This window comes from Limisalsivibrio acetivorans (assembly GCF_000421105.1).
Lineage (GTDB): Bacteria > Chrysiogenota > Deferribacteres > Deferribacterales > Geovibrionaceae > Limisalsivibrio > Limisalsivibrio acetivorans.
On the sequence record NZ_ATWF01000001.1, the window covers coordinates 2332783 to 2349531 of the forward strand.

Here is a 16749-nt window from a genome sequence, read left to right on the forward strand (position 1 = left end):
TCTCCAGAAGATCCGCTTTCAGTTAAAGGCTCCTTATCCTGTTGTACTGCATGTCTCTCTGGCAAGCTTTAAAGCCGGCTCTGTTTATATTATGCACTATTTCCCGCACACTTATACTGTAAGTTGCACCGCAGGAGGCAACAACGTTCTCCTCGATCATCAAGCTGCCGAAATCGTTACCGCCGAAACGGAGGGCGGTTTGCCCTATCTCGGGCCCCTGTGTAACCCAGCTCACCTGAATATTGGGCATGTTGTCGAGGTACAGTCTGCACAGGGCAAGCACCCTGAGATACTGCACAGGGCTTGTTTTCGCACCGCCGAGCTCTGTGTTGTCCGGCTGGAAGGGCCACGGTATGAAGGCTGTGAACCCGCCTGTTCTGTCCTGCAGCTTGCGAACCTTTGCGAGGTGCTCCACTATCTTTTCCGGTTCATCCTCCTGCTTGAACATCATGGTTGCGGTGGTTTTCATGCCCAGCTTGTGGGCCTCCTCCATTACGCCGAGCCATTTTGCAGAGTTTATCTTATTCGGGCTAATGCGCATCCGTTCCGAGTCCACAAGGAGCTCAGCCCCGCCACCGGGCATGGAATCGAGCCCCGCATCCATGAGTTTCTTTAGTGTTTCAGTGATGCTCAGCCCGCTGAGGGAGGCTATGTGGTGAATCTCTGGAGGGGAAAAGCCGTGGACCCATATATTGAAGCTCTTCATGTAGCGGAGGAGATCCTCGTAGAAGTCTATCTTTAGATCCGGATGAAGCCCCCCCTGGAGAAGTATCTGTGTTCCGTCCAGCTCTTTGGTTTCGTTGATCTTGGAGGCGAGGGTTTCCTTGTCGAGGACGTATGCGTCTTTATCACCCACGCTGCGGTAGAACCCGCAGAAGGAGCATCTGCATGTGCAGACATTGGTGTAGTTTATGTTTCGGTCTATGACGAAGGTGACTGCGCCGTCGGGGTGCAGAGCCTGCCTCATCTCATCGGCTTTTCTGCCGAGTTCCAGCAGGTCTGAGTTTTTGAGAAGATCGACAGCCTCGCCGTCGCTCACCCGGGTGATCCTGTTTGACAACATAGCTATTTATGACCATCCGTTTATTGGTTTTGTATCCGGTAATATCGCACAAAGCGGACTGAATTGGAACAGTAAAATTCACTTAAAATACTGGATTCGCAGGTTTCACAGCACCCCAAAGCCTCCCCTTGCTTTCCCTGTGCAAAAGGATTAAAATTCATCAATGTCATTTGAATATCTCTATCAGACCGATACCCTGATGACATTTATACTGGCGGGGTTCAGGATCGCAGGCATACTTTTCAGCGCACCAATGTACGGAAGCCGGATGATACCCATTAACATCAAGGTTGCCCTTGCCCTTTTGCTCACTGTTCTCATAGCGCCCCTGATAGAACCTATCCAACTGGAAAATATAGACTTTGTTCTTCTCGTTCTTGTTATTGCAAAGGAGCTTCTGCTTGGGATAGCCATAGGTCTGCTCGGTTATCTTCTGCTTGTGGGGGTTCAGATAGGGGGGCAGATAATCGGTTTCCAGATGGGCTTCGGTGTGGTAAACGTATTCGACCCGATGACAAACACCCAGCTCTCCATCATCGCCCAGTTCAAGAATATTGCGATGCTCCTTTTCTTCGTTGCGCTGGATGGTCATCATATGGTTATCGGTGCGATCAGCGAATCCTTCGATGTGGTTCCGGTGGGGACCTTTGTTTTCCAGAGCGAGGGGTTCCTCTTTGTGGTTCAGCTTATGAGCCTTGCTTTCTCTACGGCGATTCAGATTGTTGCGCCTATCTTTGTAACACTGCTGACCCTGCACACGGTTATGGGTATAATGGGGAGACTGGTTCCCCAGCTGAACCTGATGATTGTGGGCTTCCCCCTGCAGATCGCCACGGGGCTCACCCTGCTTTCCCTCAGTCTTAACTACTTCTATATTGTGTTTGAAAAACTTCTGCACAATTATTTTAAAGAGATAGCAACACTTTTCAGCATCTTAGGTGGATAAATGGCGGATAACGACAGCGAAAAGACCGAAGACCCGACGAGCCGGCGAATAAGGCAGGCAAGGGAGGAGGGGAACGTTCCCAAGACAAGGGAGCTGAGCTCGGCAATTATGTTCCTCGCCATGGCGATGTTTATGTATTCCTACCTGCCCAAAATGGGTGTTGAGCTTATGCGCTACATGCGCGAGGCTATGCGCTCACTTGATTACGGTTTAGACATCCAGAGTACCGTTGAGCTCCTCATATTCTCCCTCTTCTTTATGGGTAAACTCCTTGCGCCGATAATGTTTCTCCTGCTCGTTATTTCAATTGTTTCAAACAACCTCCAGTTCGGCTTCCTGTTTACCCCCAAGGCGCTGGCTATAAAATGGGAGAGGCTTGACCCTGTAAAGGGGCTCGGGAAGCTTTTTTCCAAGAAGAGCCTTGTGGAGCTCTTTAAGTCGCTCTTTAAGATATTCGTCATCGGTTTTGTCGCCTATACTATCGTTAACGGAAAGATCCCGACGATTCTGCGTCTCTCCGATTCGGACCCGATGGATACGGTTATCTTTTTCCTCCTGCTCATATTTGAGCTCTTTCTTAAAGTGGGTATCCTTGTTCTCCTTATGGCCATTGCGGATCTTTTCTACCAGAAATGGCAGAACAAAGAGGACCTTAAGATGACCAAAACCGAGGTTAAGGAGGAGCATAAGCAGATGGAGGGGGACCCGCTGGTTAAACAGAAAATACGCTCACTCCAGAAGGAGATGGCGAGGAAACGGATGATGGAGGATGTGCCTAAATCCGATGTTGTTGTTACAAATCCCACCCATTACGCCGTAGCCCTGCGTTATACGCCGGGGGAGGACAGGGCGCCTGTGGTTCTTGCAAAGGGACAAAGGCTTATAGCCCTTCGTATACGTGAAATGGCGAGGGAGAACGGAGTGCTTGTTCATGAGGATCCTCCCCTCGCAAGAACGCTTTTCAAAACGGTTGACATAGGTGATGAAATACCTGAAAATCTTTATAAAGCTGTAGCGGAAATCCTTTCACTTGTAGATAAATACAGAACCGCAAACTGATGTCTTTCGGAGAAGCATAAATGGCCGCCACTATCCAGGGTGTACTTACTCGTATATTCAAGCAGAACGACATCATGTTTGCGTCTTTCTTTATAAGTATCATTATCGTAATGATCCTCCCGCTCCCCGCTTTTTTGTTGGACCTGCTTCTTACAGTCAGCATTACTTTTTCCGTTATCATCCTTATGGTTGCCATATACGCCGATGAGCCTTTGCAGTTCTCCACCTTTCCATCGGTTCTGCTGGTTATTACCCTGTTCCGGCTTGCGCTAAACGTCGCAACTACCAGGCGGATTCTGCTTTACGGAGCGAGCGGAGAGGGGGCTGCGGGTAACGTTATCCAGGCCTTCGGGCAGTTCGTTGTGGGGGGTAATTATATCGTTGGTATAATTATCTTCCTCATCCTTGTCTTGATCAACTTCATGGTTATCACGAAGGGTTCAACCCGTATCGCCGAGGTTGCCGCAAGGTTCACCCTTGATGCGATGCCGGGTAAGCAGATGAGTATCGATGCGGATCTCAACGCAGGCATCATTGATGAGATCACGGCGAAGAAGAAGCGTGAGACCATACAGAAGGAAGCGGACTACTACGGAGCAATGGATGGTGCGAGTAAGTTTGTTCGAGGGGATGCCGTTGCGGGTCTTATCGTTACTGCGATAAATATCATCGGCGGCCTGCTCATAGGAAGCCTGCAGCAGGGCTTGCCCCTACAGGAATCGGCTGGGATTTTCACAATCCTTACCATCGGTGACGGCCTCGTTACACAGATACCATCGCTCATAGTTTCCACGGCGGCGGGTATTATCGTTTCCCGTGCGGGTGGTGAGAGCGACCTCTCCGGCCAGCTTGTTAATCAGCTTTTCACAAGCACCAAGGTACTCTCCATGACCGGTGGGATCCTCCTCTTCTTCTCCCTGATTCCCGGTCTTCCCAAGCTCTCCTTCATGGTAATTGCGGCGATGCTCTTCGGTATTGTTTATGCAACAAGGAAGGCGGTTGCACCCATTGATGAGAAGGCTGAGGATGATGAAGAGGAACCGGACGAAGAGCGGGATGAGAAGGAAGAGGTGCGTGAACTGCTTGATATGGATACCATGGAGCTAGAGATCGGATTTAGCCTTATCCCCCTTGTTGACTCCTCCCAGGGGGGAACCCTGCTCACTAGGATCAAGGCGATCAGAAAGCAGATCGCCCTTGAGATGGGTATTATCGTTCCTCCGGTGAGGATACGTGACAACCTCCAGCTGGATGGAACGGGATATGTTGTTCTGCTCAAAGGTGTTAAGGTCGCCTCGGGAACCATCATGCCGGACAGGTTTATGGTGATGAACCCCGAAGGGGAGCTGAGCGATATTGATGGAATACCCACCAAGGAACCCGCCTTTGGCCTTGAGGCGAAGTGGGTGGATGAGGCGCAGAAGGAGAAGGCGGAGCTGCAGGGCTACACCATAGTGGATCCCGCAACCGTTGTTGCCACACACCTCACTGAGGTTATTAAGAGCAACTCCTACGAGCTCCTCGGCAGACAGGAGACACAGGAACTTCTGGACAGGCTCAGGGAGAAGTATCCGAAGCTTGTGGAGGATCTTGTCCCGAATATTCTCGATTTAGGAACTGTTAACAGGGTTCTTCAGAATCTTCTGCGTGAGCGTGTCTCCATAAGGAACCTGCAGAGTATCCTTGAGGTGCTCGCCTCCTACGGGGTACAGAACAAGGATGTCCCCTCCCTCGTCGAGAAGGTGCGCTACGCCCTGCGCAGGCAGATAACCGAATCACTCCTTGCACCGGATGGAACCCTTTACGTCTTCACACTCCCCTCCAATGTGGAGCAGTTCATTGCGCAGAACCTCCAGCAGGGGGATGACGGCAAGGAGATACTCATTGACCCCTCCGTGGCCCAGAAGATACTCTCTGAGATAATGAAAAAGAGTGATGAGGTGGCGGAAAAGGGTTACAGCCCCGTACTTGTTGTTTCTCCGCCGCTCAGGTATTCCATGAGAAAGTTTGTTGAGAAATTTATTAATAATATTAACGTAATATCACATAATGAGATAAGCGATAACGTCCGGATCGAGAGTCTGGGAATGCTGGAGATTAAGCTATGAGGATAAAGAAGTACGAAGCTTACGACATGGCCGAAGCCATGAGGATGATAAAGGCGGAGCTGGGCTCGGAAGCTATAATCCTCAACACGAGAAAAGTGGTCAAAAACAGCGGTTTCGGACTCTTTTCCAAACCCGTCATAGAGGTTACCGCCGCCGTGGATATGGATGAACGTATCCAGGAGGAGAAGAAGGTTCAGCGGGTTAAGCCGAAGCGCAGCAATGAGGGTTACACCCCCGAGAGCTATCCCTCCGTTACAGCAGGGGGAACCTATAACAGCTACGGCAGGCATGCCGAATCCTCCGAGAACGAAGAACGTGAGTTTGTGGAGCTTAATCCGGACATACTCCGTAAGCAGGAGGAGGAATCGGCTAGAAAAGCCTCCCAGAAGAAGGAAGCCGGAGGGGATCTGGGCAAGCTCACCGAGCTGATAAACACCCTCGGTCTCAACCGCTTCGAAGGGCTTATGGAGGATGTGGCGGATATAAAGAAACAGATGCTTGAGATGAAGTCCGCCCTCAGCGAGAACATTGTTGTGGATCTCCCCCCTGTGCTCAAAGAGTTTTACGCCCTTATGGTGAAGAACGGGGTTGATGACGTTATCGCATACAAGTTTCTGAAGAGAATAGAGAAGCGTGCCACAGCGGGACTCACCCGCAATCAGGTACGCAACCTCATCGTACAGCTTCTTGCGGACCTGATTCCTCTGGAGAAGAATTACTTCTCCACTCTGAACAGTAAGGTGGTCGCCTTTGTGGGCCCGACCGGAGTCGGCAAAACCACCACAGTGGCAAAGATCGCCGCAGAGCTCTCCCTCAAGCTCAAGAAGAGGGTGAGCCTTATAACGATAGATAACTTCCGTATCGGTGCAGTGGAGCAGCTTAAAACCTATGCGGAGATTGTGGATATCCCCCTTCAGGTGGCCTCCAGCCCCGAAGAGTTGGATGAGATACTCCGCAACTCGGAAAACTACGATTACGTATTTGTGGACTCCATGGGAAGAAGTCAGTTTGACACGGAGCAGATAGGGGATATCTTAAGTTTTATACAGAGCGGTAAGGATATCAGCGTCGCCCTTGTTCTCTCAATGAGTAGCAACCATCAGGAGATGGCGGATACCTTTGAGAACTACTCAAAGCTGAAGCCGGAGTACCTCGTCTTTACCAAGCTTGACGAGACTAAATACTTCGGCCCGCTTATAAATCTTCCCATAAGGAAGAAGACCCCCGTTCTGCTGCTCTCCACCGGACAGAACGTTCCGGATGACATGGAAGTGCCGGATGGCAGAAGGATTGCTAATGCTATCCTCAGAGAAATTCCGGGCTTCTGGAGTGAGAAATGACCGATCAGGCCTACAATTTAAGGAAAAAAGCTTGGGAGAAAAAGAGGCGGGCGTCTTATATCTCCGTTTCCAGCGGCAAGGGTGGAGTGGGTAAAACCAACTTCGTGGTAAACCTTGCCTACTGGCTGGCGAAGATGGGAAAAAAAGTGCTTGTATTTGATGCAGATCTGGGTTTGGCGAACATTGATATCCTGCTGAACCTCACCGTTAAGTCCTCCATACGGAAATATCTTCGTGGTGAGGCTGAGATGGAAGACCTGCTTAAGAAGGATGTTTACGGCTTCGATGTCGTTCCGGCGGCCAGCGGTTTCGCCGAGCTTACAAAACTGGATGATGAAGAGTTTGAGAAGCTGGTGGAGATCTTTGTAAGCATGGACACAATGTACGACTATATCCTCTTCGATACCGGTGCAGGCATCTCCGATACCGTGACCCGTTTCGCCGCCATTGCGGATAACGTAATCGTTATGACCCAGCCCGAACCTACAGCTATAACCGATGCCTATGCATTCATGAAGGTTGTGCACTTTGAGCACGGGGTTGATAAGGTTCAGTTTGTTCTGAACCGGGTGGAGGATGTTCCCGGTGTTAAGAGTATTTACATGAGCATGAAGAACGTTGCGATGAAGTTTCTCAACATAGACCTTGAGCTTCTGGGTCACCTGCGTGAGGATAAGCAGTTGATAAGCGCTGTGCGTCAGCAGAAACCTGTTTCAGAAGTAAGCCCCAACGGTAGTTACTCCCGGGATATCTACAATATCGCCCGAAAGATCGTCGGCCTCCCCAAAGAAAAGGAGAAGCCGGGGCTCTACGGTATACTTAAGGGGGTCTTTAAATGAATTTTCTGCATAAGGAATTTGCTCTCTTTCTCGCCTCCGGTGCGTTTATGGCTTCCTTTGTTTACAAGGTGTTTCTGCTTGAGGTAAAATTGACTTATGTCGCCAGGGACTTTATAATGTTTTTCGTTATATATTTTGTTGCCGAAAAATTATTCCTCCTTATCGACAAAATAATTATTAATTACAGGAAGATACTTTGATGCACTATGACACAGGGGCTGTCAACAGGTTTACAGATGAGGAACGGGAAGCGATCCTTAAGGAGTTTATGCCCAGAATAAAGTCCTGGGTTATCCGTATGTGCAGCACCCTTCCCGATACCGTAGAGGTCGATGACCTATATTCCTCGGCATGCCTCGGGCTCATAGAAAGTATGGATCGATTCGATAAGGACAGGAACGTAAACTTCTATACGTATGCAGAAAGAAGGATCAAGGGCTCTATCCTTGATACACTGCGAAGCCTGGATTTTCTTCCCAGAAATGTAAGGACAAGGCTCAAGCAGCTGGAGGCCTTTGTGGAGAAAACCTATCGTGAGCTTGGGAGCAAGCCCTCGGTGGATCAGATAGTTGAGCAGACGGATTTTACCCATGCAGAGGTGTACCGCCTCCTGGATCTACAGGACAACGACAAGCTTTTGAGCCTTGACGAAACTGTGGGTACAGAAGGGGATACAAACCTCATTGACTTTATCAAAGCCAAAGGGCTTACCCCGGAGGATGAGACGATAAAGTCAAAACTTATTGAGCGGCTGGGTGGTGAGATAGACTCTCTTTCCGAGAAAGAGAAATATGTTATTACCCTCTATTACCACGAGGAGCTTACTATGAAGGAGATCGCCGAGGTTCTGAGGATTACGGAATCAAGGGTTTCCCAGATTCATTCCGCCGCCGTTTCAAAGCTGAAAAGGAGGCTTAAGGATTTCTATGAGTAAGGTTAGAGTGGTAGTTGTTGATGATTCCGCTTTCATGAGAAAGGCGATCGAATCTATGATCGCCAAGGACCCTGATATTGAGATCGTCGGGCAGGCGAGAAACGGCTTTGAGGCCGTTGATATGGCTAAAAAGCTAAGACCCGATGTTATGACCCTTGATATAGAGATGCCCCGTATGGACGGGCTTACAGCGTTGCAGAAGATAATGGAGGAGAATCCTCTCCCCGTTATCATGGTTAGTTCCCTTACAACGGAAGGTGCCGATGCAACTATAAAGGCGCTGGAATACGGTGCAGTGGACTTCATATCCAAGGATAAGTCCTTTGCCAGCTTCGGCGTAATGAAGATAGAGGATGAGCTTCGCAACAAGATAAAAAGCTTCGCCCGCAGAAAGGGTATTATACGCAGGATGCCCGTTCGAAAACCGATGCGCCCCTCCGCTCCGGCGGCCCAGAGACAGCCCCAGGCTCCCTCAAAGCCCGAGGCGACAAAGACCGTCAGCCGTGGTTTCGGCAAGAAGCTGGTGGTTATCGGCACCTCTACGGGGGGACCGCAGTCGCTCCAGAAGGTTATACCCCGTATCCCTGCAAACTTTCCCTGTCCTATCGTCATAGTTCAGCATATGCCGCCGAACTTCACAAAATCACTCGCCACAAGGCTCGATTCCCTCAGCAAGCTGAAGGTCATCGAAGCTCAGGGGAATGAGAAGCTGGAGCCTGGTACTGTTTACATAGCAAAGGGTGGTAACCACCTTAAGCTTAAGAGGGCCGGCTCCGGCCTGCTTACGGGTATATCTTCGGAACCCGAGGGAAGCCTCCATGTGCCCAGTGTGGATGTAACCGTGGAATCCATTGCAAACGTTGCAGGAACCGATACCCTGGGCGTTATCATGACAGGTATGGGGAGTGACGGACGCAAAGGACTTCAGATGCTTAAGCAGAGAGGGGGGAATGTTATAGCTCAGGACGAAGAGAGCTGTATCGTCTACGGTATGCCCAGAGCCGTTATTGAGGCGGGTATATCCGATGAGATTGTTCCCCTTGACGATATATTCAACAGGATCATATTCCACTGTAAATAAACAACTATTCGGGGTGTAGCAGATGGCGGATATCCTTAGTCAGGAGGAAATTGATGCTTTGCTGTCGACGGTGTCGACGGAAGAGGACCTCTCAGACGATTCGCTCCAACAGCTTGATTTCGTACCGAAGAAGATCTCGGTTTACGACTTCCGGAGACCAGACAGGGTCTCGAAGGAACAGCTGCGCTCAATCCGCAACCTCCATGATAAATTCGCCAGAAACTTCTCCTCCTCACTTTCCAACTTTCTGAGAACCATTACCGACATTACTCTTGTGAGTGTTGACCAGATGACATACGGCGAGTTCCTCATGTCTCTCCCCGATCCCACAAGCTTTAATATTCTCAGTATGATACCGATGGAGGGGAACAGTGTCCTTGAGATAAACCCCTCGCTCATCTTTCCCATAGTCGACAAGCTCCTCGGCGGGCAGGGACAGCCCCTCTTCCAGTCCAGAGAGCTTACCAACCTTGAACAGCACATTATTGAAGGGATCCTCTCCCTTATCCTCAAGGATCTTGAAGAGGTTTGGAGGCAGATCGTTCCCAACGTCCGTCTCAAGAAGGAGCTCAGCGAGAACAGCCCCCATATTATCCAGATCGTTGCCCAGAACGAGGTTGTGGTTCTTGTGGTATTCGAGGTGAAATTCGGAGAAGCCACTGGTATGATGAACCTGTGCATACCCGCCATCGTCCTTGAACCTGTCCTCGGTAAGATAAGCTCCCAGGACTGGCTTATCGGAGCAAAGAAAGGTAAATTCGGCGACAACGAGGAGCATATACTTGAGATGCTTGAGGCGATCCCTATTGAGATGAGAACAAACCTCGGCGGGACAAGGCTCACAATTGAAGATATACTGAACCTTAAGCAGGGGGAACTTGTTATGCTTGATATGAAGAGCAACCTCCCTGTGGACGTGTTCGTTAATAACGATAAAAAATTCAACGGCCAGATGGGCACCCTGGGTGTTAAAAAGGCCGTTAAAATTACTGATATAATAGTGGAAAGTGTTGATGAAGAAGAATCTGGAAGCGAGTAAGTACACAGCATTCACCGGTGTAATCACCGAGATGTTCGGTACCACTTTGGACAGCATGTTTGAGGCTGATGCCGCCGTTTCGCTGAGTGAGGCTTTTGCCGGGGATGCGGATGAGATCATGTCCGGATATGAGGAGCAGGTTGTTGTTCTTGCAACCGAGGAAAAATCCGGATTTGATGCAGGAATATTCTTTAAGACAAAGGATATAACCATGATGGCCTCCCTTATGCTCATGATGGAGTCCGAGGGGAGCGAAGAGCTTGAGGATGACGACAAGGATGCTGTGAAGGAGCTTTGTTCACAGATGCTTGCCTCGGTTACCGTTCCGCTGGATGAGAAGCTCGGCACTAAGGTTGCCTTCAAAGTTGACGATGTTATGAAGAACGAGAACTCCGCACTTTTTCAGTCGGAGAGCTATTTCTGTGCGGATATGAGCCTTACCGTGGGTGAGCGTGAATCAACCATGCGTTTCTTCATGGACGAGGCCCTGCTTGATATGTTCGATTCCGGCGGAGATGCTGGTGCTGCGGACGAGCCCGATTTTGGTGAACAGTTCACCTTCCCCGATGACGATGATGACGGCGGAATGCCCGACTTCGGCGGGGGTGGCGGCGACTCCATGCCGGGCGGACAGAATATGGATATGCTTTTGGACATCGATGTTCCCGTTAGTGTTAAAATGGGGTCGACCAAGATGTTTCTTAAGGATATACTAACATTAGGGTCTGGTAATGTTATCGAACTGGACGAATCCGCCGATGAGGCGGTTGAGCTTGTGGTAAACAATAAAGTCATAGCAAGAGGCGAAGTAGTTATTGTCGACGGTTACTTTGGTTTCAGGATCAAGGAAATTGTAAGCAGGGCTGAAAGACTCAAAAAATTAAAAGATTGACATTGAGATAAGATTAGAAATAATATTAATATAAGACATCTCAAGCGGAGGATTTCATGGCGTTTGATCACGTGGTAATTACTGTGGACGACTCTTCCACGATGAGGCGGATCATTAAAAATACACTCCAGAAGATAGGTTTTTCTAACATACTCGAAGCGGCTAACGGTGTAGAAGCTCTTGACGTCATGGCTAAGAATGATGTTGATGTTGTTGTTACCGACTGGAACATGCCCGAGATGGACGGCCTTACTTTTGTGAAAACACTCAGATCCAAGGAAGAATACAAGGAACTCCCTATCCTTATGGTTACCACAGAGGCCGCAAAGGAAGATATTCTTACTGCCCTTAAGAGCGGTGTTAACAACTATGTAGTTAAACCTTTCACCCCGGATACTCTCAAAGAGAAGATATACAAACTTCTGGGACTTTGATTATGGCAGAGTTCAGGGATGTTAACGAGCTTCTTGATATTGCAAGAAGTATCAATGAAGGTAACTACGATGTCGTTGATGTTGATGTAACACCCGAGAGCGAACTGTACCATATTGCGGATTATTTCAGCCAGGCTGTCAAAAAACTCAGAACCGTATCAAGTGCTATCGAAGATGCCTATGAGGACCTCCCCGGCTTCAGTGGAATACTAAACAGCGTTATTGATGAATCAAAGGAAGCATCCGAAAGTGTTCTGGAGTGCGTTGATAAGATTAATTTCAATATTGATGATATAAAAGAAAACATTACTTTATTAAGAAAGTACGCCGAAGCGGGCGATTTCAATAAGATGAGTGGAGTTATCGACAGGCTCCGTGATAAAGGGGTTGCCGGACAGGATGTCAGCTTCGACATCATAGCCTCCCTTGAGTTTCAGGATATTACAAAGCAAAAGATTGATAAGCTTATTAAGATAATATACGACCTTCAAGAAAGATTGACACACCTTGTGCTGATGCTTGGTATAAAAGAGAAGAAGATAGATGTTGAAACACTGGAGAAGCTTAAAGAGAAGGACGGGGTTGTGGAAAACCAGAACCTTGTGGACGAGCTTCTCAACGAGTTTGGAGTTTAACCCCGCATAGGCGGGCTTTCGTCATTTCCCCCCGGTTGGGCAGATTAGGCGTTTCCAGGCTCTGGTTTTTGCGGGCTCGGCTCTCTCGCCAGGCCAAGATTGTTTTTTAAAGTATATAAACCGATATTTCTCGGTAAAGCCGCGATAAGCAGCTGCCTTTTTATGAGAGGAGGTCCCTAATGGACGGCATGAACGATATGCAGGATCTTGTACAGGATTTTATTCTGGAAACAGATGAAATTATAGAGAGCCTTGATCAGGACTTGGTGGAGCTAGAAGGTAAGAAGAGCGACCTGGATCTTCTGAACAAGATCTTCCGTGCAGCTCATACCATGAAGGGGGCGTCCTCCTTCCTCGGCTTCGATAAGATGAGCGGTGTAACCCACCACGCAGAAGAGATTCTCAACAAGCTGAGAAAGAATGAAATGCAGATGAACGCCACGATCATGGATATCCTCCTTGAATTCGTTGACGTAACTAAGCAGATCCTTGCCGATATCAAAGAGGGCACGGATACTGTGAAGGTAGATTCCATAATGGAGAAGCTTAAGCTTGCTAACGACGGCAAGTTCGATCAGATAGAAGGGGCAAGAAAGCCCAATGAATCCTCCGAAGAGCCTGCTTCAAAACCCGCCTCCGGCGGTGGAGAGAGCGGTGGAGCACCTGCACCTGCACGTGGCAAACCCGAAGGTGGTGGGGACGTTTCCCAGGTTAAAAAGGCCGCACTCTCCATTGAGCAGACGATCCGTGTTGATGTATCCAGGCTCGATTCACTCATGAACCTTGTGGGTGAGCTTGTTCTCAGCAGAAACCGTATAGGCCAGATCTCCTCCGACCTTGAGAAGAAGTTCGAGGGTGAGTATCTCATCGAGCAGCTTCTGGAAACCACATCCCAGATAGGCCTTATTACCACAGAGCTTCAGCTTGCCGTTATGAAGACCAGAATGGTACCCATCGGTAAGGTATTTAATAAATTCCCCAGAATGGTTCGTGACCTCTCCCGTGAGAAGGGTAAAGAGGTTGAGCTTATAATCACCGGTGAAGAGACGGAGCTTGACAAATCCGTAGTTGAAGAGATCGGTGACCCACTTATCCACATGATCAGAAACTCCGTTGACCACGGCGTTGAGGATCCTGAAACCAGAAAACGTGCCGGAAAGCCCGCAAAGGGTGAGGTTCACCTCTCTGCATACCATGAGGGGAACCACATCGTAATCGAGATCAAAGACGATGGAAAGGGTATGGACGCAGAGGCTCTTAAGGGAAAGGCTATTGAGAAGGGAGTTATAACGCCCGACGAGGCCAAGAATCTTGACGAGGAGGGTGCTTACAATCTTATCTTCAAGCCCGGCTTCTCCACTGCAGAGAAAATAACGAACATATCAGGCCGTGGCGTTGGTATGGACGTTGTTAAGACAAATATAGAAAAACTCAACGGTATTATTAATATAGAGTCCGAATACGGGCAGGGCTCCCGCTTCCGTCTTAAGCTGCCTCTCACTCTCGCCATCATACAGGCGCTCCTTGTTGAGGTTAGCGGAGAGATATTTGCAATACCCCTCGTTTCCGTTGTGGAGACGGTGCGCATAAACGAAAAGGAGATCCATAACTTCGAAGGAAGGGAGGTTCTCAAGCTTCGTGATTCTGTTCTCAGCCTGCTCAGGCTCGATGAGATATATGAGCTGGAGGGAACCTACAACGATGATATCTATGTTGTCGTGGTGGGCCTTGCGGAGAAGAGACTCGGCTTCATAGTGGACAAGCTGGTTGGCCAGGAGGAGATCGTTATCAAATCCCTCGGCGAATATCTCGGCGGAAACGCCGGAATCGCCGGAGCCACAATTATGGGCGATGGCCGTGTGAGGCTTATTATCGATGTTGCCGGAGTTATAGAGATAGCCGGCAAGATGCCCCGCCGCTCCAGAAAGAAGAAGGCCTCCAAGGCGGAGAAGAAGTCGGACAAGAGTGTAAACGTTCTCGTTGTGGATGATTCCGCCACGGACAGAAAGATTATGCACAGACTCCTCGATTCCACCGGCTGGGTGGGAGTAACCGAGGTATCCTCCGGTAAGGATGCGCTGAGGTATCTTGATTCCAACGAGCCCGATATTATCATTACGGACATCATGATGCCCGAGATAGACGGTTATGAGCTTGCTAGAATGATACGTGAGAAGGGCTTCGATAACCCGATCATCGCAGTATCCGGCAGATCCGAGATAACCGACAGGAAGAAGGTGAGCGCCGCTGGAATAAACGCATTCATACTTAAGCCTGTTAACCTCCAGACTCTGCTGGACAAGATTGATGAACTTTATGCCCAGAAGGCTGACAGCTAGTCTCCTTCTCCTTTTTCTCATTCTTGTAGCTGGTGAGGTATCGGCCAGGGTATATGTCTACGAGGTGGTAACTGAGAACCGCAGGTTTCAGACAGCCTCCCGCCTCGCCCCCAAGGCGTTTTTATACTACCACGGCGGAAGGGATATCATACGCTCTCTAACCGTTGTCAGCGCATATAAAGGGGATGATCTAAGTAAGGCTATGGAGGATTTCAAGCTTGGTGATTCCAATTTTAAGGAACTGGCTCCCCGTAATGCTCCTCCTGCTGCTCCTGGCAGTGATCGTTTCATCTGGTGGCGCTGATGCTGCCCGGGATGACGGGCGTAAAACCTATAAGGTTCATGTAACCAAAGATGGGAGCAAGGTTGTAACAGCACTGAAATTCAGGGCGTACAGCACAGAGGACGCCCGCGACCAGGCCTCTTTGAACGGTTGGGTCATTCTCAAGGTTGAAGAGGCTGAACCCCCTCCAGGTCCTTTCCTTGATGACAGGTTCAAACTGAACAAACCAGAGCAGATGCAGGAGAGTAAGGACTCCTCCAATGATATGGAGGGGCTTGAGCCTTTGGCACCGGCAGATAACGGCACCGGCGATACGGTATCTCAGATGCCTGCAATAGATGAGGATAACCTTACCGAGATTACAACCCTCTATTTCAATATAGGCGAATTCACCGCCGAAATCCCCGCCGAAGTCTCCGCCGAACTTGATAAGCTCGATGCTGAGAAAGACTACGTTATCCTCGGCCATACAGACAGCCTGGCTGTTATAGGAAATAACGGATACGATACAAACTTCTCTCTATCCCGCCGCCGTGCGGACTTTCTTAAATCTCTCCTTGTTCAGAGGGGGATCTCGTCCATGAATATCTCAACCATAGGCCTTGGTACCCTCCGCCCCGATGCAGAAAACACCCCTGAAGGGCAGAGGCTGAACCGCAGAGCGGAGCTTTATGAACGAAGATAGAAGCCTGAAATACGAAGACTTTTATAATATCTCCATAAAGAACTTCTATGAGATCGTAACGGAGATCATGCACGATTTCCACTTTGCGTTCCACAGAGGCATCCAGGATGAGAACAGGAGAAGGCTGGAGATATGGCGGGCATCAAGGGATGATACCGATGATGCTCTCGTATGGATAGAGATAGTCAAAGAGGACGAGGCAATCGACAAGTATATCGGAACCGATGTGCTTCGCACCATGAACGATGAGAACGTCACCAAGCTCTTCTTCTTTACCAACGGGAGTCTAAGCATTGATGAAAAGGATATTCTGGACGGGCGTGACCACTACATATTCACCCCCACAGATATCATGGAGACAGTCTCCGCCCTTGATATGAAGAAGGCCTCCCGCTTTAAAAAGAAGCGTAAGTCAAAGAGTGTTCCCAGCGGCTATATGATGATCAAGAACTACCTGAAGGGGAAAGAGGAGCGCAAGGCTTCGGTCTTTGTTAAAACAAGCACGATACCCGCCCTTGTGGATAAATATACGGGGATGGTTCGAAAAACACTCGATGATATTGATAAAATAGAAGATATCGACAACATTACACCCGACATCAAAGAGCGGTTCAAGAACGTTCAGCACGATTATCTCCCCGAATCCATAAAGGTTTCATCCTACAGGTTTATCGATCATTTCTCAGAGGTGCGTGAGCGTCTGTTCTCTGTTATGCAGTATCTTGTTATGTACATCGGCGCAGTCATAGAGTTTGAGAGCGAGGATGATATGAAGCGGTTTCGGGATCAGGTCGATGAGGATCTCCGGAGGCTACAGGAACTTAAGGATGATGTAGATGTGTTCAAGCATGAACAGATGAGCAAATCCCAGACCCTTGCATGGCGTTTGATTGGGATCTCAGTGATAATATCCGGCATTGCCATGGGCGTTCTCCTTTTTTCATTAACAAGAAATTGATTATATTTTGTTTATAAAAATGTCCGTAACTTCTAAGAAGTTAAGGATAAAATGTATTTTTTCTTGATTAATATGTTATGCTTGTTTAGATTCAGACTACTAAAAAATCACCTG

17 protein-coding genes are annotated in these 16749 nt (G+C 48.9%); 16 read left to right on the forward strand and 1 reads right to left on the reverse strand.

The window, feature by feature from the left end; genetic code table 11:
• Positions 1 to 22 precede the first annotated feature (22 nt).
• Positions 23 to 1063, reverse strand: coding sequence for a cyclic dehypoxanthinyl futalosine synthase (mqnC, locus tag K300_RS0110980; protein WP_040463118.1), 1041 nt, complete (start codon positions 1061 to 1063; stop codon positions 23 to 25).
• 163 nt (positions 1064 to 1226) lie between these two features.
• Between mqnC and fliR the strand changes: the two genes are divergently transcribed.
• From fliR to K300_RS0111060, 16 genes are all read left to right on the forward strand, one after another.
• Positions 1227 to 2009, forward strand: a complete 783-nt coding sequence (gene fliR / locus K300_RS0110985) for a flagellar biosynthetic protein FliR (RefSeq protein WP_022851724.1) — start codon at positions 1227 to 1229, stop codon at positions 2007 to 2009.
• Entirely contained in the window at positions 2010 to 3068 is a 1059-nt protein-coding gene (flhB, locus tag K300_RS0110990) for a flagellar biosynthesis protein FlhB (protein WP_022851725.1), read from the forward strand.
• 20 nt (positions 3069 to 3088) lie between these two features.
• Complete coding sequence (gene flhA, locus K300_RS0110995; RefSeq protein WP_022851726.1) at positions 3089 to 5176, forward strand: flagellar biosynthesis protein FlhA; 2088 nt, start codon at positions 3089 to 3091, stop codon at positions 5174 to 5176.
• Positions 5173 to 6516 carry a flagellar biosynthesis GTPase FlhF gene (gene flhF / locus K300_RS0111000; RefSeq protein WP_022851727.1) on the forward strand — a complete coding sequence of 448 codons (1344 nt, stop codon included), beginning with the start codon at positions 5173 to 5175 and terminating at the stop codon, positions 6514 to 6516. The genes flhA and flhF overlap by 4 nt, the downstream gene beginning before the upstream one ends.
• Positions 6513 to 7355, forward strand: coding sequence for a MinD/ParA family protein (locus K300_RS0111005; protein WP_022851728.1), 843 nt, complete (start codon positions 6513 to 6515; stop codon positions 7353 to 7355). Before flhF ends, K300_RS0111005 begins: the two co-directional genes overlap by 4 nt.
• On the forward strand, positions 7352 to 7555 hold the full coding sequence (locus tag K300_RS0111010) for a hypothetical protein (RefSeq protein WP_022851729.1): 204 nt from the start codon (positions 7352 to 7354) through the stop codon (positions 7553 to 7555). Before K300_RS0111005 ends, K300_RS0111010 begins: the two co-directional genes overlap by 4 nt.
• Positions 7555 to 8289 carry a sigma-70 family RNA polymerase sigma factor gene (locus K300_RS0111015; protein ID WP_022851730.1) on the forward strand — a complete coding sequence of 245 codons (735 nt, stop codon included), beginning with the start codon at positions 7555 to 7557 and terminating at the stop codon, positions 8287 to 8289. The genes K300_RS0111010 and K300_RS0111015 overlap by 1 nt, the downstream gene beginning before the upstream one ends.
• Positions 8282 to 9370: a protein-glutamate methylesterase/protein-glutamine glutaminase gene (locus tag K300_RS0111020; RefSeq protein WP_022851731.1), complete on the forward strand. Its 1089-nt coding sequence runs from the start codon at positions 8282 to 8284 to the stop codon at positions 9368 to 9370. Before K300_RS0111015 ends, K300_RS0111020 begins: the two co-directional genes overlap by 8 nt.
• A 22-nt stretch (positions 9371 to 9392) precedes the next feature.
• On the forward strand, positions 9393 to 10409 hold the full coding sequence (gene fliM / locus K300_RS0111025; RefSeq protein WP_022851732.1) for a flagellar motor switch protein FliM: 1017 nt from the start codon (positions 9393 to 9395) through the stop codon (positions 10407 to 10409).
• Complete coding sequence (gene fliN / locus K300_RS16305; RefSeq protein ID WP_022851733.1) at positions 10384 to 11301, forward strand: flagellar motor switch protein FliN; 918 nt, start codon at positions 10384 to 10386, stop codon at positions 11299 to 11301. Before fliM ends, fliN begins: the two co-directional genes overlap by 26 nt.
• 56 nt (positions 11302 to 11357) lie before the next feature.
• Positions 11358 to 11735 (forward strand): response regulator, encoded by a 378-nt coding sequence (locus K300_RS0111035; protein WP_022851734.1) that lies wholly within the window; start codon positions 11358 to 11360, stop codon positions 11733 to 11735.
• Positions 11736 to 11737: 2 nt separating this feature from the next.
• Positions 11738 to 12370 carry a protein phosphatase CheZ gene (locus tag K300_RS0111040; protein WP_026836427.1) on the forward strand — a complete coding sequence of 211 codons (633 nt, stop codon included), beginning with the start codon at positions 11738 to 11740 and terminating at the stop codon, positions 12368 to 12370.
• Between the two features lie 188 nt (positions 12371 to 12558).
• The gene (locus K300_RS0111045; RefSeq protein WP_026836428.1) at positions 12559 to 14709 is read left to right on the forward strand and encodes a hybrid sensor histidine kinase/response regulator; all 2151 of its coding nucleotides are present in this window, start codon (positions 12559 to 12561) and stop codon (positions 14707 to 14709) included.
• Entirely contained in the window at positions 14687 to 15013 is a 327-nt protein-coding gene (locus K300_RS0111050) for a hypothetical protein (protein WP_022851737.1), read from the forward strand. The genes K300_RS0111045 and K300_RS0111050 overlap by 23 nt, the downstream gene beginning before the upstream one ends.
• Positions 14964 to 15677: an OmpA family protein gene (locus K300_RS0111055; protein ID WP_022851738.1), complete on the forward strand. Its 714-nt coding sequence runs from the start codon at positions 14964 to 14966 to the stop codon at positions 15675 to 15677. Before K300_RS0111050 ends, K300_RS0111055 begins: the two co-directional genes overlap by 50 nt.
• Positions 15664 to 16635, forward strand: a complete 972-nt coding sequence (locus K300_RS0111060) for a hypothetical protein (protein ID WP_022851739.1) — start codon at positions 15664 to 15666, stop codon at positions 16633 to 16635. Before K300_RS0111055 ends, K300_RS0111060 begins: the two co-directional genes overlap by 14 nt.
• Positions 16636 to 16749 lie beyond the last annotated feature (114 nt).